This is a genomic window from Methylobacterium sp. Leaf361 (assembly GCF_001424445.1).
Lineage (GTDB): Bacteria > Pseudomonadota > Alphaproteobacteria > Rhizobiales > Beijerinckiaceae > Methylobacterium.
Genome location: NZ_LMPY01000005.1, coordinates 1 through 20,917, shown reverse-complemented (window position 1 = coordinate 20,917; position 20,917 = coordinate 1). Strand labels below are relative to the sequence as shown.

Annotated in this window: 19 protein-coding genes; 14 read left to right on the top strand and 5 right to left on the bottom strand. The window is 72.6% G+C overall.

The features are described from left to right. Positions 1-139: 139 nt before the first annotated feature. On the bottom strand, positions 140-1,333 hold the full coding sequence (locus ASG32_RS05745; protein ID WP_056523432.1) for a murein L,D-transpeptidase family protein: 1,194 nt from the start codon (positions 1,331-1,333) through the stop codon (positions 140-142). Between the two features lie 156 nt (positions 1,334-1,489). Continuing rightward, positions 1,490-4,075, bottom strand: coding sequence for an ABC transporter ATP-binding protein/permease (locus ASG32_RS05740; protein WP_056523430.1), 2,586 nt, complete (start codon positions 4,073-4,075; stop codon positions 1,490-1,492). 354 nt (positions 4,076-4,429) lie between these two features. Here ASG32_RS05740 and ASG32_RS05735 point away from each other — a divergent pair, with 354 nt between their 5' ends. From ASG32_RS05735 to ASG32_RS05670, 14 genes are all read left to right on the top strand, one after another. Then, the gene (locus ASG32_RS05735) at positions 4,430-5,089 is read left to right on the top strand and encodes a cytochrome c3 family protein (protein ID WP_020092384.1); all 660 of its coding nucleotides are present in this window, start codon (positions 4,430-4,432) and stop codon (positions 5,087-5,089) included. Continuing rightward, positions 5,086-8,055, top strand: coding sequence for a TAT-variant-translocated molybdopterin oxidoreductase (locus ASG32_RS05730; protein ID WP_056523428.1), 2,970 nt, complete (start codon positions 5,086-5,088; stop codon positions 8,053-8,055). The genes ASG32_RS05735 and ASG32_RS05730 overlap by 4 nt, the downstream gene beginning before the upstream one ends. Before the next feature lie 2 nt (positions 8,056-8,057). Further along, entirely contained in the window at positions 8,058-10,055 is a 1,998-nt protein-coding gene (locus ASG32_RS05725) for a DUF3341 domain-containing protein (RefSeq protein WP_056523426.1), read from the top strand. Beyond that, positions 10,052-10,618 (top strand): cytochrome c, encoded by a 567-nt coding sequence (locus ASG32_RS05720; RefSeq protein WP_056523424.1) that lies wholly within the window; start codon positions 10,052-10,054, stop codon positions 10,616-10,618. The genes ASG32_RS05725 and ASG32_RS05720 overlap by 4 nt, the downstream gene beginning before the upstream one ends. Beyond that, a complete protein-coding gene (locus ASG32_RS05715) occupies positions 10,615-11,676 on the top strand; it encodes a hypothetical protein (RefSeq protein ID WP_056523422.1) in 1,062 nt (353 codons plus the stop codon). Before ASG32_RS05720 ends, ASG32_RS05715 begins: the two co-directional genes overlap by 4 nt. Beyond that, positions 11,673-12,161: a hypothetical protein gene (locus tag ASG32_RS05710; protein ID WP_056523420.1), complete on the top strand. Its 489-nt coding sequence runs from the start codon at positions 11,673-11,675 to the stop codon at positions 12,159-12,161. Before ASG32_RS05715 ends, ASG32_RS05710 begins: the two co-directional genes overlap by 4 nt. Beyond that, a complete protein-coding gene (gene coxB, locus ASG32_RS05705; RefSeq protein ID WP_056523418.1) occupies positions 12,158-13,147 on the top strand; it encodes a cytochrome c oxidase subunit II in 990 nt (329 codons plus the stop codon). The genes ASG32_RS05710 and coxB overlap by 4 nt, the downstream gene beginning before the upstream one ends. After that, positions 13,144-14,820 (top strand): cbb3-type cytochrome c oxidase subunit I, encoded by a 1,677-nt coding sequence (locus ASG32_RS05700; protein ID WP_056523416.1) that lies wholly within the window; start codon positions 13,144-13,146, stop codon positions 14,818-14,820. Before coxB ends, ASG32_RS05700 begins: the two co-directional genes overlap by 4 nt. After that, complete coding sequence (locus ASG32_RS05695) at positions 14,817-15,476, top strand: cytochrome c oxidase subunit 3 (protein ID WP_056523414.1); 660 nt, start codon at positions 14,817-14,819, stop codon at positions 15,474-15,476. Before ASG32_RS05700 ends, ASG32_RS05695 begins: the two co-directional genes overlap by 4 nt. Position 15,477: 1 nt before the next feature. Then, positions 15,478-15,789 carry a hypothetical protein gene (locus ASG32_RS05690; protein WP_020092375.1) on the top strand — a complete coding sequence of 104 codons (312 nt, stop codon included), beginning with the start codon at positions 15,478-15,480 and terminating at the stop codon, positions 15,787-15,789. Between the two features lie 78 nt (positions 15,790-15,867). Next, positions 15,868-16,653, top strand: coding sequence for a class II glutamine amidotransferase (locus ASG32_RS05685; RefSeq protein WP_020092374.1), 786 nt, complete (start codon positions 15,868-15,870; stop codon positions 16,651-16,653). A 163-nt stretch (positions 16,654-16,816) separates the two neighbouring features. Continuing rightward, entirely contained in the window at positions 16,817-17,557 is a 741-nt protein-coding gene (locus ASG32_RS05680) for a NepR family anti-sigma factor (RefSeq protein ID WP_020092373.1), read from the top strand. Between the two features lie 126 nt (positions 17,558-17,683). Further along, on the top strand, positions 17,684-18,097 hold the full coding sequence (locus ASG32_RS05675; RefSeq protein ID WP_020092372.1) for a DUF1236 domain-containing protein: 414 nt from the start codon (positions 17,684-17,686) through the stop codon (positions 18,095-18,097). A 131-nt stretch (positions 18,098-18,228) separates the two neighbouring features. Then, on the top strand, positions 18,229-18,504 hold the full coding sequence (locus ASG32_RS05670) for a hypothetical protein (RefSeq protein ID WP_020092371.1): 276 nt from the start codon (positions 18,229-18,231) through the stop codon (positions 18,502-18,504). A gap of 4 nt (positions 18,505-18,508) precedes the next feature. Here ASG32_RS05670 and mscL read toward each other — a convergent pair whose 3' ends face one another. The 3 genes from mscL to ASG32_RS05655 all read right to left on the bottom strand — a co-directional run bounded on the left by mscL (position 18,509) and on the right by ASG32_RS05655 (position 20,591). After that, on the bottom strand, positions 18,509-18,928 hold the full coding sequence (gene mscL / locus ASG32_RS05665) for a large conductance mechanosensitive channel protein MscL (RefSeq protein ID WP_020092370.1): 420 nt from the start codon (positions 18,926-18,928) through the stop codon (positions 18,509-18,511). A gap of 69 nt (positions 18,929-18,997) precedes the next feature. Then, positions 18,998-19,873, bottom strand: coding sequence for a phosphatidylcholine/phosphatidylserine synthase (locus ASG32_RS05660; protein WP_020092369.1), 876 nt, complete (start codon positions 19,871-19,873; stop codon positions 18,998-19,000). Positions 19,874-19,880: 7 nt separating this feature from the next. Beyond that, the gene (locus ASG32_RS05655; RefSeq protein ID WP_020092368.1) at positions 19,881-20,591 is read right to left on the bottom strand and encodes a phosphatidylserine decarboxylase; all 711 of its coding nucleotides are present in this window, start codon (positions 20,589-20,591) and stop codon (positions 19,881-19,883) included. Between the last annotated feature and the right edge of the window lie 326 nt (positions 20,592-20,917).

Here is a 20,917-nt window from a genome sequence, read left to right as displayed (position 1 = left end):
GAAGGTAGCTCTGAATACGGCAGGCCGACGGAGCAGGTGTACCGCTCATCCCCTGCCGTATCATGAATTGGTGTGCCGCACGCGGTCGTGATGTGCGTCCGCGCACACGCACGGGCCGCCGCGAAGGGCCTTCGCATGCTCAGAGGGGCTCCGCGGCGGCCAGGAGACCGGCCGGCGACCCGGCCAGAATCGGGCGGCCGGTCGCCGATCCGGCGAGTCCCGCTGCCAGCCAGGACGGGAGTGCGTCGCTGTACCGCGTCGGGAGCGGCGCGACCAGGGCCTCGAACGGGTCGGGCGCCCGCTCGTAGACCGGCACGAACCCCGCCATCTGCCGCGGCGACAGGCCCGATCCGGGTGCGGCCCAGCCGGCCCAGACCGTCTCGGGCACCGGGCGATGGACGCGATGGCCGGGCACGACCACCACCTCCTGCCCGGCGAAGGCCAGGGCCTCCGGCCGGCTGATGTCCCCCACCGCGCCGCCCCGGGCCGTGTAGGCCGCCCAGAAGGCGTTCTGCCCGCCGTCGGAATAGGTGGTGCGCACGGCCGGCTCGCCCGCCTCGGCGAGCGCGGCCATCCGCGCCTCCTCGACCGCCCGGCGGGTGGTGACGGCCGCCTCGACGGCGGGATCCCGGGCGGGCGCGAAGGCGTACCGGCCCGCGACGACCGAGACCTGCAGCTCCTCCCGGCTGGCCTCGAACCGGTCGGAGCCGGCCTTGAGCTCCCGCCAGAAGGCGATGTTGGGATCGGTCCGGTGGCGGGCCATGTTCTCGGCCGTCATCCGGAACGGGTAGGACTGGAACTGGAAGGCCGCCTGCCCGCCGTTCAGCGCGTCCCGGGCGATGGCGTAGATCTCGCCGACCGTGCCGTTGGTCATGGCGAAGCAGCCCATGGACGAGCAGATCCCGTGCACCATCACGGCGGAGCCGGTGCCGCCATGGGCCCGGTCGTAGGCGTTGGGATAGCCGACGTCGAAGGACAGATAGTAGTGCGAGTTCGGGTTCATCTGGCGCCGGGGCACCGCGTAGAACCCCTCCGGTGTCTGACGGTCGCCGGTCTTGCGCTTGGGCCCGAGCTGACCGGACCAGCGGCAGATCGGGAAGGTCTTGATGTAGACGTAGCCCGCGGCGCCCTTCTTCCAGACCTCGATCTCCGATTCCTTCTTGTAGGCCCGGAACAGGACCGGCGAGGCGGCCGTCACGCCCTTCTGCGCCATCAGCGCGAGGGTCGCGGCCGGAATCGGCGCCTCGGCCTTGCCCGCCTGCGCGGCGGCCGGGCCTGCGAGGGCCAGCAGAACGAGGCCGGCGGCGAGGGGAAGCGAGGTCGACAGGGGCATGAACCGTCCGCGCTGGATCGGCCGGGATGGCTGCCGGACGGGCGCGGCCTCGCGACCTGACGGAGTATTGCGGCGGCCGTGAGGCTGCGTCCTGCCCGCCCGTCGCTCCGCGGAGGCGCCCCCTCCCCCGCGGACGGGCACCGCCGCCGGTTCCCCTCAGGCCGCGGGTTCCGGCTCCCGCTCGGCATCCGCCGGCACGGGCGCGACGACCGCGCTGTTCTCCACGGCGATCACCGCGTCGAACGGCGCGGCGCACTCGGCGAGGCCCGTCTCGGACAGGAAGACGATGAGGCCGCGCCCGGCCCGCGCCTGCCGCAGCTGGGCGAGACGCTCGCGCGCGCCCTCGGCCTTCCGCTCGTCCATCGCGACCGCCACCACGAGGATGTCGGGGTCGCGGGCGAGGCACCGGCTCAGCTCGATCGCCACCCGCTCGCGGGCGTTGATCGCGCCGTCCGCCAGCGCCCCGGTGCTGGGCTGGATCTCGACCTTGCTGTCGAGGCCGAGGCCGTAGACCGAGGCCTCGAGGCCCTCGTCGGCCAGCACCCGGCGCACCAGCTCGCGCACCCGCGGCTCGGCATTGGCCTCGCCGAGGCTGATCCGGCCGAACAGCAGGTTCTCCTCCAGGCTCGCGGCCGGATTGACCCGCGAGGGATCGTGGAACACCACCGCGCCGGCGAGGTGGGCCGGCAGCATCCGGGCGAAGGACCGGCGCGCCTGCACGAGGCGCTCCTCGAACGGGCCGTCGATCAGGCCGAAGCGGTGGCGGGACTCGTTGTAGCGCAGCGCGAGGCCGATCAGCCGCGCGCGGTCGCGCTGGCCCGCCGGTCCCCGCCGCAGGCTCGCCGCCCCGGGCAGGCGCGCCACGAGATCCTCGAAATAGCCCCGCTCGGCCGCCTGGAACAGCGAGTAGGCGTCGAACAGGGGGTGGTCGTTGGGCAGGTCGGCGAAGATCTCCACCGTGCTGCGGGCCACCGACAGGCCGATCTCGGTGAGCGGCCGGACCAGCCCCTCGGCCTCCAGGACCGCCCGCAGGTAGGGGTGGCGGGCGAATCGCAGGGGCGCGAAGGTGCCGCCCACCGGCTCGCCGAACAGGATGTTCTCGCCGATGCTCGCCTGGTTGTTGTAGCGGTCGGGGTCGAAGGGCTCGACGAGGCGCTCGGCGCCCTTGGCGGCCAGCGCCACCCGCATGGTGCGGCGCGCGGCGACGATCGCGGCGGCGAGCCGCGGCTGGGCGGCCGGGTCGAGCCGCCCGGTCAGCCCGCGGGCGTACACGAAGCCGTCGAGGCCGGTGAGCCGGCTGATGCCGATCAGCGCGATGTCGTCGGGCGCGGTCGCCGGATCGGTGCCGTAGAGCAGGTTCTGCCGGAGGGAGCCCTCCATCAGGATCGCCTCGCCCGACGTGAAGGCGATCCGCCGGGCGCGCTCGGCGGCGTCGAAGTCGCGCAGGTCCGTGCCCGCGTAGGTGACGGCGCCGGCCGTCGGCTCGACCTGGCCGGCCAGCACCGCCGCGAGCGCGCGGGCGCCGCTGCCGCGGCTGCCCGTGATCGCCACGTGCCCCGGCATCGACACGGCCACGTCGACGCCGGTCAGGCGCTCGCCCGTGGCCGGATCGAAGGCGCCGACGCCCTCGGTGGCCAGGATCCCGGACCGGGGCAGCGGCAGGGCGGCGGCGCCGCTGCGGGCGGCCCGGGCCCGCCGCCCCTCGAGGGCCGCGATGGTGCGGGCGAGGTCGCGCAGGCGCGGGCGCACGGACCTGCGGACCATCCAGAGCCGCGCGCAGATCGCCGCGAGCCAGCCGGCGAGGCCGAAGGCGCCCACGGCCGCCACGAGGGTGGCCGGATCCACCGGGGCCGCGGGCGGCTGGCCCGGTCCCGAGCGCCACAGCGCGGTGCCGGCGGCGATCGCCGGAAGGATTACCGCCAGGGCCAGGGCCGGCGCCCGGGCATAGGCCAGCCGCGCCTCGGCCCGCCCGACATTGGCCCGCATCGCGGCGACGCGGGCGGCGATCCGGCGGCGCTCGATGGCCGCCGCGCCGTGGTTGCGCACGGCGGGCAGCCGCCGGACGAGGTCGTTCAGGCTCTCCTCGGCGCGCGCGCTCGAGCGCAGGCGCAGATCGTGCCGGTCGCGCGCGCGCTCGAGCACCAGCCCGTAGGCGAGGCCGATCGCCGCGAGGCCGATCACCGCCGCGGGGACCAGCCTGGGCGCGGCGAGCGCCGCGAAGCCGAGGGCCAGGATCAGGGCCGCGAGGGTCATCGCCGGCAGGACGATGCCGGCGGCCAGCAGGCGGTCGGCCCGGGCCAGCACCTCGCCGACGATCCGGGTGAGGCCGCGCGCCTCGTCCCGCGCGCCCGCGGGGGCGTCGAGGATCGCCTGCAGCACGCCCTCGCGGACGGCGTCCCCGGCCCTGTTCTGCGCCTTGAAGCACAGGCGCGCCACGAACCAGCCGACCCCCGCCAGCGCCAGCGCGCAGACCGCGATGCACAGGAAGGCCGTGAGTTCGAGTTCGGCGGGGCGCATCGGGATGCCGGGGACGAGCACCAGTTCCCGGCCCGGGAGCTCCGCCGCCACGCGCAGGAACGGGAGGACCGGCGCCTCGTCGCGCGGCAGGACCGCGATCAGGTCGCGCAGGCACAGGAGCGCGAGCGCGCAGAGCGGCGCGCCGACCCCGACCGCGAGGGCCGCCGCGACGGTGTGCTGAGGCCGCGCGGCGCGCCACGTCAGGAGGAGAGGATCGGATTCCATGCGTCTCCGGACAGCATCGGGCGGGTCCGCCGCGGTCCGCCGCCGTCCGCGGCATAGGCCTTCGGGGCCGCGGCGGAAAGGGCGGCCGGCGCGGCCCGGCCCCGTGCGACATGTCGGCCGGACTGATCCAAGTTCTAGCCCTGGTCTGGAAGCGCTCTAGGTTCGATTCTCTGCACGCGGCGCGATCCGGAGCGTGCCGCGAGGTCCGGTCGCCGCGTCCGCCCGGACCGCATCGCGTGGGCGTGCCGGCGCAGCCGATCTCGGGCGGGACCAGAGGATGGGGTGACGCGTGCGGCGAGGGGCTGAGCAGACCGAAGGGCACGGCACGGCCGGCTCGACGTCCGGGACGGCCTGATGGCGCAGCTGTTCACCCCCGGCGCCGACGCGCTCTACCGCCTCGCGCTGATGACCGGCGTGGCCTGCCTGGTGGGCGTCCCGGTCCTGGCGGCCGGGATCGTGCGCTCGAACTACGTCACGGGCGTCGGGATCGCGCCGGCCCAGCCGCTGCCGTTCAGCCACAAGCACCATTCCGGCGAGCTCGGCATCCAGTGCCGCTACTGCCACACCACGGTCGACCGGGAGGCCACCGCCGGCATCCCGCCGACGCACACCTGCATGACCTGCCACTCGCAGATCTGGACCGGCTCCGAGATGCTCAAGCCGGTGCGCGACAGCTACGCGCAGGACAAGCCGCTGGAATGGAAGCGGCTGAACAAGCTGCCGCAATACGTCTACTACAACCACTCCGTCCACGTGACGAAGGGGATCGGCTGCTCGACCTGCCACGGCGACGTCACGTCGATGCAGATGACCTACCGGGCCAACGCCTTCGAGATGCAGTTCTGCCTCGATTGCCACCGGGCCCCGGAGAAGTACGTCCGCACGCCGGATCAGGTCTGGAACATGACCTGGAAGCCGCCGGCCGACCAGGCGAGTCTGGGCCCCAAGCTCGTGGCCCAGTACCACATCCGCGGCGGGGAGCGTCTGACCGAATGCGGGATCTGCCACCGATGACCGGCGCCCCCGACATCGCGGCCCTGCGCGAAAAACTCGCCGGCGGCGACGGACCGCGCTTCTGGCGCAGCCTCGACGCCGTGGCCGACAGCCCCGAGTTCCGCGCCTACCTGGCGGCCGAGTTCCCGTCGGCGTCCCGGCTCGCCGCCGCCCCGGAGCGGCGCGGCTTCCTGAAGCTCATGGCCGCCTCCTTCGCGCTGGGCGGCCTCACCGCCTGCGGCGGGGGCAGCGGCCGCGACTACGAGGTGCCCTACGTCAACCAGCCCGAGCGGATCGTGCCCGGCACGGACCTGTCCTACGCCTCGTCGGCGGTGTTCGACGGCTTCGGCAACGGCATCCTGGTCACCACCCGCAACGGCCGCCCCCTGAAGATCGAGGGCAACCCCGAGCATCCCTGGAGCCGCGGCGGCACCGACGTGCTGGCCCAGGCCTCGGTCCTCGGGCTCTACGACCCGTTCCGCTCCCAGGCGGTGCAGCATCTCGGGCGGCCGAGCTCCTGGCCGGCGTTCCGGGCGGATCTCCAGGCGCGGATGCCGGGCTGGCGCGAGAGCCGGGGCGAGGGTCTCGCCCTGCTCACCGGCCCGGTGACGTCGCCCGGCGTGGCGGCCCAGATCGCGCGGCTGCGGGCCGCCTACCCGGCTCTGCGCTGGTACACCGGCGCCGGGGCCGGCCGCGGCGGGATCTACGAGGGCGCCCGCCAGGCCTACGGCCGGCCGCTGGAGACCATCCCGGATTTCGGCCGCGCCCGCACCATCGTGGCGCTGGACGGCGATTTTCTGGACCTCGGGCCCGGCCAGGTCGGCCTGGCGCGGCGCTGGAGCGAGGCGCGGCGCGCGGCCTACGCGGAGGGGCGCCTCCTCACCCTCCACGCGGCGGCGCCGACGCCGACGCTGACCAGCGCCAAGGCGGATTACGGTCTCGCGGTCCCGGCTGGCCGGCTGGAGGATCTCGCCCGGGACCTCCTCGCCCTGGCCGCGGGCGGCGCGGCGCCGATGGGCGACGACCCCGTCGCGCGCTGGACGCGGGGCGCCGGCACGGCGCTCACCGAGGCCCGGGGAAGCGGCATCGTCACCGCCGGCCTGACCGCGAGCCCGGAACTGCACGCGCTAGTCCACCGCCTCAACGGCGCCCTCGGCAACACCGGCACGACCCTGGTCCACAGGGCGCCCGCGGAGGAGCCGGGCGCCGGGACCCTGGCAGAGCTCGCGGAAGCCATGGATCAGGGTGCCGTCAAGGCGCTCGTCGTGCTCGGCGCCAACCCGGTCTACGAGGCGCCAGGCGCCCTCGACTTTGCCGCCCGGATGGCGCGCGTCCCGCTCAAGATCCACGCGGGACTCTACTACGACGAGACCGGCGCGCACGCCGACTGGCACCTGCCCGCCGCCCACCCGCTGGAATCCTGGGGCGACATCCGGTCCCTCGACGGGACCGTGGGGCTGATCCAGCCGACCGTCGCGCCCCTCTACAACGGGCGGACGCCCTCGGAGATGCTGGCCTTCCTGGCCGGCGGCGAGGGCGGGGAGAGCGGCCAGGACGCCCTCGACCTCCTCAAGGCGGGCGCGCGGAGCGCCGGCGAGGACGACGCGGCCTTCGAGGCCCGCTTCACCGAGGCCCTACGCCTCGGCTTCTGGGCGGGCAGCGCGCGCCCGGCCGAGACCGTCGCGCTGACGCAGGCGGCCCCCGCGGCCGCCCCATCGCCCGCGTCCGCCGGCGAGGTCGAGGTGCTGTTCCGGCCCGATCCGACGATCTGGGACGGCACCCACGCCGACCTCGCGTGGCTGCAGGAACTCCCGAAGCCCCTGACCAAGGTGGTCTGGGAGAACGTGGTCGCGGTGAGCCCGCGCCTCGCCGAGCGCTCGGGGATCGCGACGGGCGACATCCTGCGGGTCGAGGCCGGCGGCCGCGCGGTCGAGGGGCCGGCCTGGATCCTGCCCGGCCAGGCCGACGACACCGTCACCCTCACCCTGGGCTACGGCCGCGACGTGCCGGACCACCTCGCCCGCGGCCTCGGCTACGATTCCGCGCCCCTGCGCCCGGCCGGTTCGACTTGGCGCCTCGCCGGCGCCCGGCTGACGAAGACCGGCCGCGTGCGCAAGCCGGTGACCACCCAGCACCTCGGCACGATGGAGGGGCAGGATCTCGTGCGCGTGCAGGCGCTCGGCGCCGCGCCCGCGGGCGACCCGAAGGGCGCGCCGACCCCCGCCTCGTTCTACCCGCCCCCGGAGAGCCAGGACCGCTGGGTCGCCGCGCAATGGGGCATGGCCATCGACCTCGATGCCTGCATCGGCTGCAACGCCTGCGTCACCGCCTGCCAGGCGGAGAACAACATCCCCGTGGTCGGGCGCGAGGAGGTCGCGCTCGGCCGCTGGATGGGCTGGCTGCGGGTCGACCGCTACTACGCGGGCGGCCTCGACGCCCCGACCACGCATTTCCAGCCGGTGCCCTGCATGCATTGCGAGCAGGCGCCCTGCGAACTCGGCTGCCCCGTCGAGGCGACGCTCCACGACAGCGAGGGCCTGAACCTGCAGGTCTATAACCGCTGCGTCGGCACCCGGACCTGCCAGAGCTACTGCCCCTACAAGGTCCGGCGCTTCAACTACCGCGACTATACCGGCGGCACGACCCCGGTGGAGCAGCAGCAGCGCAACCCCGAGGTCACGGTCCGGTCCCGCGGCGTGATGGAGAAGTGCACCTACTGCATCCAGCGGATCACGGCGGCGCGGATCACCTCGGCCAAGGACGCCCACGCGCCGATCCCCGACGGGAGCGTCGAGACCGCCTGCCAGGGCGCCTGCCCGACCCGGGCGATCACCTTCGGCAACGTCGCCGACCCGGGGAGCCAGGTCTCGGCCGCCCGACGGGACACCCGGGAATACGCGCTCCTCGGCCACCTGAACACGCGGCCGCGCACCACCTACCTCGCCGGGCTCGCCCCGGCCGCGGATCCGAACGGACGGGAGGGCTGAGCATGTCCGGCGCCCTGATCCGGCCCGACGCGACCCTCGAGGACATCGGCGGCGCGGTCGCGGAGATCCCGCTGACGCATCCCGGCAATCGGCGCTGGTGGATCGCCTTCGCGGGGGCGGCCTCGCTCCTCGGCCTGTTCCTCCTCACCCTCGGCTACCTGCTCTACGCCGGCCCCGGCATCTGGGCGAACAACAACGCCGTCGTCTGGGCGCTGGACATCGCGAGCTACGATTGGTGGATCGGCGTCGCCTCCGGCAGCCTGCTGGTCTCGGCGATCCTGCTCCTGCTCGGCGCGGAGTGGCGCGGGGCGGTGAACCGCGTCGCCGAGACCCTGGCGCTGCTCGCCACCGCGGCCGCCGGCCTCTACCCGATCATCCATCTCGGGCGGCCCTGGTTCTTTTTCTGGAACCTGCCCTACCCCAACACCTACGATCTCTGGCCGCAGTTCCGCTCGCCGCTCCTGTGGGACGCGATCGACATCGTGTCGTTCCTGGTGATCTGCGTCAGCCTCTGGTTCATCGGCCTGCTGCCAGACCTCGCGACGCTGCGCGACCGGGCCCACGTCGAGGCGCTCCGCCAGTTCGACGCGAAGGCGCCGACCCGCAAGCTCGCCCTCCTGCGCGCGCAGGTCTACGGCATCCTCGCCTCGGGCTGGCGCGGCTCGGCGGCCCACTGGCAGATCTGGGTCCAGGCCTACCGGACGGTGGCGCTCCTCGGCGTGCTGCTGGTGGTCTCGGTCCAGACCGGGGCCTCGGTCATGCTGGCGGGCTCGCTGATGCCCGGCTGGCACAGCACGCTGCTGCCGGTGAGCTTCCTGGTCAACGCGGTCTATTCGGGCGTCGGCGTCACGGCGGTGACCGTGATGCTGATCCGCCTCGTCTACGGCCTCGACGCCCTGGTGACGGACCGCCATCTCGACGTCCTCGGGCGGCTGCTGCTCTGCCTCGGCTGCGCCAGCGCCTACTGCTACGCGGCCGAGTACTTCGACACCTTCCTCAACGGCGACGCCGAGGGGCGCGGCGTCCTGGTCCGGCGCATGACCGGCGACCACGCCCTGGTGTCCTGGACGGCGGTCCTGTGCCTTGTCCTGCCCGCGCAGATCCTGTGGTCGGCCCGCGCCCGCACGGCGCCGCCGGCGATCGCGGCGGTGGGGCTCCTCGTGGCGATCGGTGCCTACGCCGACCACGTCATGGTCCTGGTCGTCACCCTGACGCAGGACTTCCTGCCCTCCTCGAGGCTGCCCTACACGACCGACATCTGGGGCATCGCCACCTTCGCGGGCTCGATCGGGCTGTTCCTGACCCTGCTGCTCCTGTTCCTGCGCTACCTGCCGGCCGTCTCGATCGTCGAGAGCCGCCGCCTCGCCCTGACGGCGTCGCCGGCCGCGCAGGAGGCCGCCCGCGCGGCCGCGTCCGGGGCCACGGGTCGCCCCGAGGAGAACCCGGTCACCGCGCCCCTGTGGGGCGTGTCCGCGACCTTCGCGAGCCAGGGCGATCTCGCCGCCGCCCTCCAGGCGGTCTCCGGGATCGGCCCGGACCACGTCCATCTCGACGGGCACGGGCCGGTGCCGATGCCCCGCACCCTGCGGCCCCTGGGCCTGGAGGGGCGCTCGATCCTGCCCTACGCCCTGGCGGGCGCCCTGCTCGGCGGCTCCGGCTTCTTCGCGCTGTGCATCTACGCCACGGCCTACGACTACGTGTTCCTGATCGGCGGCCGCCCGCGCCTGTCCTGGCCGTCCTTCGTGGTCCCGAGCGTCTCCTTCGCGATGATGGCGGGCTGCGTGGCGATCCACCTCGCGCTCCTCGTGCTCAACCGCCTGCCCCGGCTGAACCACCCGGCCTTCAACATCCCGGGCTTCCTGCGCGCCTCGGAGGACCGGTTCTTCCTCTCCGCCGAGGCGCGGGGCGACCGGTTCGACGCGGCGCGGATCGAGCGGCGGCTCGCCTCCCTGCCGGCCGAGGCCGGGCGCCCCCTCGAGATCCGGCGGATCCCGCGATGAGGCGCGCCGTCCGCCGCACCGCCCGCCGCGCCGGGCCGCGCGCCCTCCTCGCCTGCCTGGCCCTCGCGCCGCTCGCCGCCTGCGGCGAGGCCGACATGGCCGATCAGGCGCGAGCCAAGACCTGGGACAAGAACCCGTTCTTCCCCCGCGAGATCACGATGCGCCAGCCGGTGGCCGGCACCGTGCCGCGGAGCGATCCGGCCCGCGCGGCGCCGCAGCCGCAGACGATCAGCCGGGCGCTGCTCGACCAGGGCCGCGAGCGTTACGGGGTGTTCTGCACCCCCTGCCACGGGCAGGACGGCCGCGGCGCCGGGATGATCGTGGCCCGGGGCTTCCCGTCCGCCGGCGACCTCACCGCCGGGCCGGTGCGCGCGGCCTCCGCGTCCGACCTCTACGACGCCATCTCGAACGGCCGGAAGGCGATGTTCGGCATGGCCCAGATGATCCCCTCCGCCGACCGCTGGGCGATCGTCGCCTACGTCCGCGCCCTCCAGCTCAGCCAGGACGCCCCGGTGGCGAGCCTGCCCGAGGCGGATCGCGCGCGGCTGGAGGCGGCGCGGTGAGGCGCCCCGCCCTGCTCGGCCTCGCCGGCCTCGTCCTCCTGGCCGTCTGCCTGATCGCGGGCGGCTGGCGCGGAGCCGCGGCCTCGTATCTCGCGGCGTGGCTGGTCCTCCTCGCCCTGCCGGTCGGCGCCCTGCCGGTGGTCATCGTGGCCGAGCGCTTCGGCAAGCGGGTCCGCGAGCGCGGCGGCATCGAGATGCTGGCGGGCCTGCGCCGGCTGACGGCTCTGATGCCGGTCGCGGCCGTGCTGGCGCTGCCGCTGCTGGCCGCCGCGCCGCTGCTCTATCCCTGGGTGAGCGCCCCGGCGCGCACGCCGCTGGCCGCCCTGTGGTTCACGGTGCCGTTCTTCGCGGTCCGGGTCATCGCCTACCTCGCGGCCTGGACCTGGCTGGCGCTGCGCTTCGCCAGGCCGTTCGACGCGCCCGGCGAGGGGCGGACCGTGCCGGCGGTGGGCCTGCACGCGGTCATTGGCACGCTGTTCGTCACCGACGTCGTCGCCTCCCTGGATCCGCGGCTCGACTCCACCCTCCTGGGTCTCCTAGTGATGACGGCGTGGAGCGGCCTCGCCTTCGCGGCGGCGATCCTGCTGGCCTGGGAGGAGCCGGAGCCCGTGGGTCGCGGCCGCACGGCCCCCGGCCGGGGCCGGCTCGTCCCCCTCGTCGTGCTCCTCGGCCTCTGGGCCTACATGCACTTCGTGCAGTTCCTGATCGTCTGGTCGGCCAACCTGCCGCCCGAGGTGGCGTGGTACCTCGCCCGCGGCGGCTGGGTCGGGCGGGCGCTGGCGATCGTGGCCGGCGCGGTCGTGGTCCTGGCGGGGCTCGCGACCCTGCGGCCGGGCCGCCCGACCACCCGGATCCTGGCCGGCGCGGCGCTCGCCGTCCACGCCCTGGAGATGTTCTGGCTGATCACCCCGGCGGTGCGCGACCGCTTCGTCCTCCGGCCGAGCGACGTGCTGGCCGCCGGCGCCGTGGCCTGCCTCGCGGCCGCTTTGCGCCCGCTGATGCGTCCGCGCGCCGACCGCGCGGCCTCGACCGCCCGCCGCGCCGGGAGGCCGGCATGAGCGCGGACGGACCCACCGGCCTGATCCCGGCGATCCTCGCGGGGCTGACCCTGCGCGGCAGCGGCCTCCTGAACGGGCGGCCGCCGCGCCCGGCGGCCAACACGCAGCGCCATCCCGACGATCCCGGGCACGAGACGCGCGACGTCAACGTCCGCAACACCGTGCTGGTGATGGCGGGCCTCGCGCTCGCGGCGCTGGCGGTCGTCGGCGCGATGGTCTGGCTGATGGGCACCTTCGCGGCGAGCCAGCGCCGGGCGCTGCCCGCCCTGACGCCGCAGCAGACGACGCGGCTGGCGCCGCCGCCGCCGAACCTGCAGGCCGACCCCTACGCCGACCTCGACCGCGAGCGGGCCGAGGCCGCGGCGCGCCTCTCCGGCTACGGCTACCGGGACGAGGCCCACACCCGCGTTCGCATCCCGATCGGGCGCGCCATGGACCTGACCGTCGGCCGCTCCCTCGAACCGGCGGAGCCCGCTGCGCGATGACGCCGAGCCACGATTCCCTCCAGCTCTGGCCCGCCGCGGTCTCCGCCACGGCGATCGAGACCGATTGGCTGATCCTGGCCTTCACGGTGCTGACGCTGCTGCTGACCGTGCCGGTCTTCGTGGCGATCACCTACTTCGCCCTGCGCTACCGCGAGGGCTCCGAGGCGGACCGGAGCCCCTCGGGCATCCGGTCGAACCTCATCGAGATCAGCTGGATGCTGATCCCGTTCCTGCTGACGCTGATCTTCTTCGTCTGGGGCGCCCGGCTGTTCGTCGAGTCGAAGAACCCGCCCCCCGACGCCATGGTGGTCGAGGTGATCGGCCGGCAGTGGATGTGGAAGTTCCAGCACCCGACGGGCCAGTCCGAGATCAACAACCTGCACCTGCCGATCGGCCAGCCGATCCGGCTGCACATCATCAGCCAGGACGTGATCCACGCCCTCTACCTGCCGGCCGTGCGGATGCAGGTGGCGGCCCTGCCCGACCGTTACACCGACCTGTGGTTCAAGGCCGAGAAGACCGGCACCTACCATCTCTACTGCTCGGAATATTGCGGCACCGACCATTCCGTGATGGGCGGCGAGGTCACCTTCATGAATCCCGGCGACTACCAGGACTGGCTGACCCACGCCGGCGCGCAGCAGGGCAAGGTCGCGGCGGGCCGGGCGCTCTACGAGGCCTATGGCTGCGCCGGCTGCCACGACCCCGGTTCGTCCGTGAAGGCGCCGAGCCTCGCGGGCCTCTACGGCAGCCAAGTCAAGCTCGCGGACGGGCGCACTGTCACCGCCGACGACGCGTGGCTGCGCGAGAAGATCCTGAACCCGAACGGTGACCGGCTCGCCGGCGGTGGCAAGCAGGTGATGCCGAGCTTCGCCGGCCGGATCCCGGCGGACGAGCTCGGCACGCTGATCGATTTCCTGAAATCCTACGCGGGTCCGGCCTCCGGCAAGGCCGCGGACGCGGCGCTGCCGGGAGCGACACGATGAGCGCATCGGGCAGCGTCGGCGGCACCGCCCGCCGGGAACCCCACGCCCCGGAATCCACGATCGGGCGAAAATCCGACTACCTGCACGCGGAATCGACCCTGCGCTCGTGGTTCCTCACCACCGATCACAAGCGCATCGCGATCCTCTACCTCGCCTCGATCACCGGCTTCTTCGTGATCGGGGCCCTGGCGGCCGGCGTGGTGCGCCTCGCGCTCGTCGTGCCGAACGGCGCGATCATGACCAACGACACCTACAACAAGGCCTTCACCATCCACGGGGTGGTGATGGTCTGGTTCTTCCTGATCCCGTCGATCCCCGCGACCTTCGGCAACTTCCTGATCCCGCTGATGATCGGGGCCAAGGACCTCGCCTTCCCGAAGCTCAACCTGACGAGCTGGTACGTGTTCATGGCCGGCGCCCTGTTCACCCTGGTCTCGGTGGTGCTCGGCGGCGTCGACACCGGCTGGACCTTCTACGCGCCGCTCTCCACCGCCTTCTCGAACACCTGGGTGCTGCCGGCGCTGATCGGCGTCACGATCGTGGGCTTCTCGTCGATCCTGACCGGGCTCAATTTCGTGGTCACGATCCACACCATGCGGGCGCCCGGCATGACGTGGTTCAAGCTGCCGATCTTCGTCTGGTCGCACTACGCCACGAGCCTGATCTTCCTGCTCGCCACCCCCGTCATCACCACCGCGCTGATCCTGCTGATCGCGGAGCGTGCCTTCCATATCGGCGTGTTCGACCCGGCCTACGGCGGCGACCCGGTGCTGTTCCAGCACCTGTTCTGGTTCTACTCGCACCCGGCCGTCTACATCATGGTCCTGCCCGGCATGGGGGTGATCTCCGAGATCGTCCCGGCCTTCGCGCAGAAGAAGCTGTTCGGCTACCGCTTCGTCGCCTACGCCTCGATCGGGCTGGCCTCGGTGACCTTCTTCGTGTGGGGCCACCACATGTTCGTCAACGGCCAGAGCGACCTGGCCTCGCTGGTGTTCTCCGCCCTGTCCTTCGCGGTGGCGGTGCCCTCCGCCGTGAAGGTCTACAACTGGACGGCCACGATCCATAAGGGGGCGCTCCGGCTCGACACGCCGATGCTCTACGCGATGGGCTATATCGGCCTGTTCGTGCTCGGCGGGCTCACCGGGCTCTACCTCGCGACGCTCGCCATCAACCAGCACATCCACGCGACCTACTTCGTGGTCGCGCATTTCCACTACATCATGGTCGGCGGCACGGTGCTGGCCTTCCTCGGCGGCCTGCACTTCTGGTGGCCGAAATTCACCGGCCGCATGTACAGCGAGCCCTGGGGGCGGGTCTCGGCGCTGCTGATCTTCCTCGGCTTCAACGTGACCTTCTTCCCGCAGTTCATCCTCGGCTATCTGGGGATGCCGCGGCGCTACGCGACCTACCCGGCCGAGTTCCAGCTCCTGAACGTCCTGTCCTCGGCCGGCGCCACGATCCTGGCGGCGGGCTACCTCTTCCCGATGCTCTACCTCGTCTACTCCCTCTGGTTCGGGCGGAAGGCGCCCGCCAACCCGTGGAACGCGAAGGGGCTCGAGTGGGAGACGTCGTCCCCGCCGCCGACGCACAATTTCCTGTCCCCGCCGGAGGTGCCGCGCATCCCCTACGACTACCCGATCCAGGCCCAGGAAGCCCGGGACCAGCACGGATGAGCGAGCCCCTCGCCGACGGCGTCGGGGTCGCCCGCGCCCACCATTTCGAGAGCGTGGCGCAGCAGCGCGAGGCGGCGACGCTCGGCATCTGGGCGTGGCTGATCACCGAGTTGCTGCTGTTCGCGGCCCTGTTCCTGGTGGCGCTTATCACCCGGATCCAGCACCCCGAGGCGACGGTCGCGGCGGCCAAGCACCTGAAGTTCTGGATCGGGGCCACCAACACCGTGGTGCTGATCTGCTCCAGCTTGACCATGTCGATGGCGATCGAATTCTCGCGCATGGGCTGGCAGCGCGCCATGGTCCGGGCGATGCTGGCGACCGCGGCTTTGGGCGGCCTGTTCCTCGTGCTCAAGGGCTACGAGTACTACGCCGACTGGGCCGAGCACATGATGCCGTTCCTCAGCGACAGGCCCTTCGCCCTCGCCGAGACGCCGGCGGCGCGGCTGTTCGTGAACCTCTACTACGTCGCGACGCTGCTCCACGCGCTGCACCTGTTCACCGGCATCGCGCTCCTGCTCGGCATGACGTGGATGGCCGCCAGGGCCGGGTTCCTCGCCCGGCACCAGAACTGGATCGAGGTCTACGGCCTGTACTGGCACTTCATCGATCTGGTCTGGATCCTCGCCTTCCCGATCCTCTACGTGGTGAACCGGTAGGATGCGGAACCCCCTCGCGACCCTGAGCGCCGACGACCGCGCCCTGCTCCGGAAGCGCCTGCGCACGCCCGTCCTCACCTTCCTGGCGCTGCTCGCCCTGCTCGCCGTCAACGTGACGCTGGGCGCCACCCTCCCCTTCGCGCAGGTCTGGATCGTGGAGCTCGCGGTCGTCGCCGTGATGGTGGCGCTGATCCTCCTCGTCTCCATGGAGGTGATCCACGAGCCGCCCCTGATCCGGCTGTTCTCGGGGCTCGGCTTCTTCTGGGTCGCCATCATGGTCGGCATGACGCTGACCGACTATCTCGCCCGCTGACCCGCGCGAAAGCCGTTGTCGGGACGGCCGAACGCTCCTAAACGGGGCCGCTTCCCCGCATGGCCCGGCTGAAAGACGATGTGCGAACTGCTCGGCATGAGCGCCAACGTGCCGACCGACATCCGCTTCTCCTTCGCGGGCCTCGCCCGGCGCGGCGGCGAGACCGGGCCGCACGCCGACGGCTGGGGTATCAGCTTCTACGACGGCCGCACCTGTCGCAGCTTCCACGAGCCGGAGCCCAGCGCCCGCTCGCAGCTCGCCCGGCTCCTGCGCGACATGCCGATCAAGAGCCGGATCGTGGTCGCCCATGTCCGCAAGGCCAACCGCGGCCGGGTCAGCCTGGAGAACACCCACCCGTTCTCCCGGGAATTGTGGGGCCGCCGCTGGACCTTCGCGCATAACGGTCAGCTCAAGGGCGTGAAGCGGCTGCCGCTGGGCGGCTTCATGCCGATCGGCTCCACCGACAGCGAGCACGCCTTCTGCTGGATGCTCGGCCGGCTCCAGGCCCGGTTCCGCGCCCTGCCCCGCCCCGAGACCCTCGACCGGGCGGTGGCCGACCTCGCGGGCGAGCTGCACGCGCTCGGCGTGTTCAACATGCTGCTCACCGACAGCCGCACCCTCTACGCCCATTGCGGCAAGCGCCTCTGCTACCTCACCCGCTGCGCCCCCTTCGGGAAGGCCACCCTGATCGACGAGGACTGGCAGGTGGATTTCGCCCAGGAGACCACCGAGCACGACGTGGTGACGGTCATCGCCACGCAGGCGCTGACCCGGGACGAGTGCTGGACCGATCTCGCCCGCGGCGACGTCCTGACCCTGCGCGACGGGGCGATCCGGCTGTTGAGACCGGCGAACTTAGCTTAAGTGTGTTTTGCCTGAGGGTGCATGGCCGCGCCCGATGCGCTAGAACTCCGGTAACAGGAGCGCATCGGCCGGACTTCCGCACCGGGTCGAGCCGGCAAGCGCTCCGCCTCGACCCGCTCCGGACCACAGGTCGAGCCACGATGAGTTGACGAGCGCGACACGCATGACCCGCGACGACACCGACACCGTCCTGTCCCAGGAGGACGGGACTCGGGATGGCCGCCCGAACCTGGCGCCCGGCATCCGCACGCATCTCGGGGAGCACCTGCGCACGGTCTACGACCGGATCGGCGAGGAGACGCTGCCGTCCCGCTTCGCCGAGCTGATCGAGAAGCTCGAGGCGGCGCTGCGCGCCCGGGGCGAGGCGATCGAGCCCGAATTCCGCAACGGCCTGCTCGCGGCCGTGCCGTCGCTGCGCGCCTTCGCGCTGTCGCTGACCTCGAACCCTGCCCGCTCGGACGACCTCGTCCAGGACACCCTGCTGAAGGGCTGGCAGCACCGCGCCCGGTTCCAGCCGGGGACGAACCTGAACGCGTGGCTGTTCACGATCCTGCGCAACATCTTCTACTCGGACCATCGCAAGCGGGTCCGCGAGGTCGAGGACCAGGACGGGTCCTACGCGGCCCGGCTCGCCACCGCGCCGCACCAGGGCGACAGGCTCGACGTCGAGGACCTGCAGTCGGCGCTCGCCAAGCTGCCGCCGGACCAGCGCGAGGCGCTGGTGCTGGTCGGCGCCGAGGGCGTCTCCTACGAGGAGGCCGCGACGATCATGGGCTGCAAGGTCGGCACCGTGAAGAGCCGCGTCAGCCGCGCCCGCGGCCGCCTCGCGGAGCTTCTGGGCTACGACGAGGAGGATCTCGGCTCCGACCGGTTCATCCAGTCGGCGATGCCCAAGGACGCGTAGGCGCCCGGGCCGCCGCGGGCCGGCGCTCCACAAAAAAAGATGCATCCGATTCCGGGGATCGGGCGTTACCGGCCCGAGCTTCGCTGCGCCAGCGCGGCGAAACACCACGGAACGGAGACGCACCGCATGACCTTCAAGACCCTCATCGCCGCCTCGGCCCTCGCCCTCTCGCTGCCGCTGGCCGCCCAGGCCCAGGGCACCATCCCTGGCGCCGAGCGCGGCGCGGCCGCGGGTGCCGACGCGGCCGGCCCGATCGGCGGCATCGTCGGCGGCGCGGTCGGCGCGGCCACCGGCACGGTGGGCGGCATCCTCGGCGTCGACATGGCCCCGCGCTTCCGCAGCTACGTCCGCGAGCGCAACGTCCGCTCGTACGACTACGACGGCCGCGTCGCCGTCGGCACCACCCTGCCGAACTCGGGCGTGACCTACTACGACGTGCCGAGCGAGTACCGCGTGCAGCCGGGCTACCGCTACACCGTGGTGAACGACCGCCCGGTGCTGGTCGACCGCGGTCACCGCATCGTCGAAGTCATCGACTAAGACCCTGGGCCGGTCTCGTGCCGGCCCGAACGCCCCCGGAGCTTGGCTCCGGGGGCATTCCCGCAGACGCGGCCGCCGGCGCAACGCTTCATCCGTCCGGCCGTTGAGACGGTTCGACCCGTGAGGCGATCATGAGCGACACTCCCACCGATCCGAAATCCACGCTCCCCGAGCCGGTGCGCGATCATCTCGGCCAGCAGCTGCGCAGCGTCCTGCCGGTCGGGACCGACAAGCCGCGCTTCCTGGGCGACGACCCGGTGCCGGACGCGTTCGAGCCGCAGATCCGCAGGCTCGAGACCCGCCTGAAGACCCACGAGGAGGGCACCGGCGCCGTCGGGCAGGCCCTCGACCAGATCCTCGACGCCTTCGGGGTGAAGCCGTCGGACGACGACACGCGCGCGGGCTGAGCCGTCAGACGCGCGGCTTCGTCGCCAGCAGGTCGCGGATCTCGGAGAGCAGCTTCACGTCGGCCGGAACCTCGTCGGGCTTCTTGACCTCGGCGTGCTGCAGACGATTCATCGCCCGGATCACCAGGAACAGCACGAAGGCGACGATGGCGAAGTTGAGCGTCAGCGTCAGGAACTGGCCGTAGCCGAGGACGGCGCCCTGCTTCTTCGCGTCCACGTAGGGCAGACCGGCCTGCACCTTGGACGAGAGCGGGATGTAGTAGTTCGAGAAATCGAGCCCGCCCGTGATCGCGCCGATCACCGGCATGAAGATGTCCTGCACGGCCGAATTGACGATGGCCCCGAAGGCCGCGCCGATGATCACGCCGACCGCGAGATCGACCACGTTCCCGCGCAGCGCGAATTTCTTGAATTCCTCGAGCATCTCCGGAACCCCCTCCACGAACGCTGCCAAGGTAGGGGAGAATCCCGCGGCGGCCAGCGCCCGGTCCGGCTAGACGGCCGGCGGCCGCGCCTCCGCACCGCTCTCGGGCTGCGCATCCGCCCCGGCCGCGGGCCGCTCCCCGGCCGGGAGCGCCGGCTCCGCCTTGAGCCGCCGGCGATACTGGGCGGCGACGACCGGGATGGTCAGCAGGTAGCCGCCGCTCACCGCCACCAGGGCCTCGAACGGGTAGCTGATCAGGATGCCGAAAGCCGCCACGCCGAACAGGAAGATCGGCAGGACGAGGCTGCGCGGCACGCGCTTGCCCATGGTCTTGCCCGAGTAGGTCGGGACCGTGGAGACGACCAGCAGGGCGATGCACAGCACGTAGATCAGGACCGCGGGCGCCGCCCAGGTCTCGATGCCGAAGCCCAGGAAGTGCAGGTAGAGCGGCAGCATCGCGGTGAGCGCCCCCGCGGGGGCCGGCATGCCGACGAAGAAGTCCTTCTTCCATTCCGGCCGGTTCGGGTCGTCCAGCATCGCGTTGAAGCGGGCGAGGCGGAGCGCCATGGCGATGGCGAAGATCAGCGCCACGATCCAGCCCACCGACTTCAGGTGGAACAGCACGAAGCCGTAGAGGATCAGGGCGGGAGCGCAGCCGAAATTCACGAAGTCGGCGAGCGAGTCGAGCTCGGCGCCGAAGCGCGACGTGCCCTTGAGCAGCCGCGCCACCCGCCCGTCGATGCCGTCGAGCACGCCGGCCACCACCACGGCGATGACGGCGGGCTCGAACTTGCCCTCGAAGGCGAGCCGGATCGCCGTCAGCCCGAGGCAGAGCGCCATCAGGGTGATCATGTTGGGCGCGATCATCCGGAACGGCACCGGCTTGAACCGGCGCGGCCGCGGCTCGTTCGGGTCGGGCGCGAAGGGCGGGAAGAGATCGTCCATGGCCGCCTCAGATCCGCTTGAACAGCCGCTCCGGGCCGCCGCCGAGATCGGCCAGCACCGTCTCGCCGGCCACGGCCTTCTGGCCGAGGCCGACCAGCACGGTCGAGCCGGCCGGAAGGTACACGTCCACCCGCGAGCCGAAGCGGATCAGGCCGAACCGCTCGCCGACGCCGAGCACGTCGCCCGCCGCGACGAAGCCGACGATGCGCCGCGCCACGAGGCCGGCGATCTGCACCACGCCGACCCGCTTCGGCTGGCCGGCATGGGTCGTCTCGATGACCATGCCGTTGCGCTCGTTGTCGTCGCTGGCCTTGTCGAGCTCGGCGTTGAGGAACAGGCCCGGCGTGTAGTGGATCTGGCCGATCCGGCCCGCCACCGGCACCCGGTTCACGTGGCAGTCGAACACGTTCATGAACACGGAGACCCGCAGGGTCGGCACCTGCGGCAGGTCGAGCTCGGGCGGCGGCAGGACGGTGGCGATGAGGTTCACGCGCCCGTCGGCGGGCGAGATCACGAGCCCGTCCGCCACCGGGGTGACGCGCTCCGGATCGCGGAAGAAGTAGCACACCCAGAGGGTGAGGATCAGGAAGATCCAGCCGAAGAACTGGGAGAAGTAGCCCGCCAGCACCGTCAGCACGATGCCGATCAGGATGAAGGGATAGCCCTCCTTGTGGATCGGCACGAGCGTCCGGCGGATCGTCTCGATCAGGTCGGTCATGGGCTCTTCGGACTCGAGGATGTCGCGGGCGCGGATCGCGGGCGGGCGGACGTGTCGGACGGGCGGATGGCAGTCCGCCGGGCCGCCGTCAACTTTCCAGGGGTCGCGGGTCGCCGCGGGCCTGGGCGCCCGCTCCGGCCGGGGGGCTCTCCGGCGCCGATTCGGGCGCGAAACGCCGAGGCTCGCGGACACGCGTGATCGTCCCCGCGCGCGCGTGGCGCCGGGGGCATGGCCCGGGAGGCGAGCACGAGGGACGCGGGACGCCGCGGGAACCCAGGTGTCGGCCAAGTACGCGCGGGCCCAGGTGTCGGCCAAGTACGCGCGGG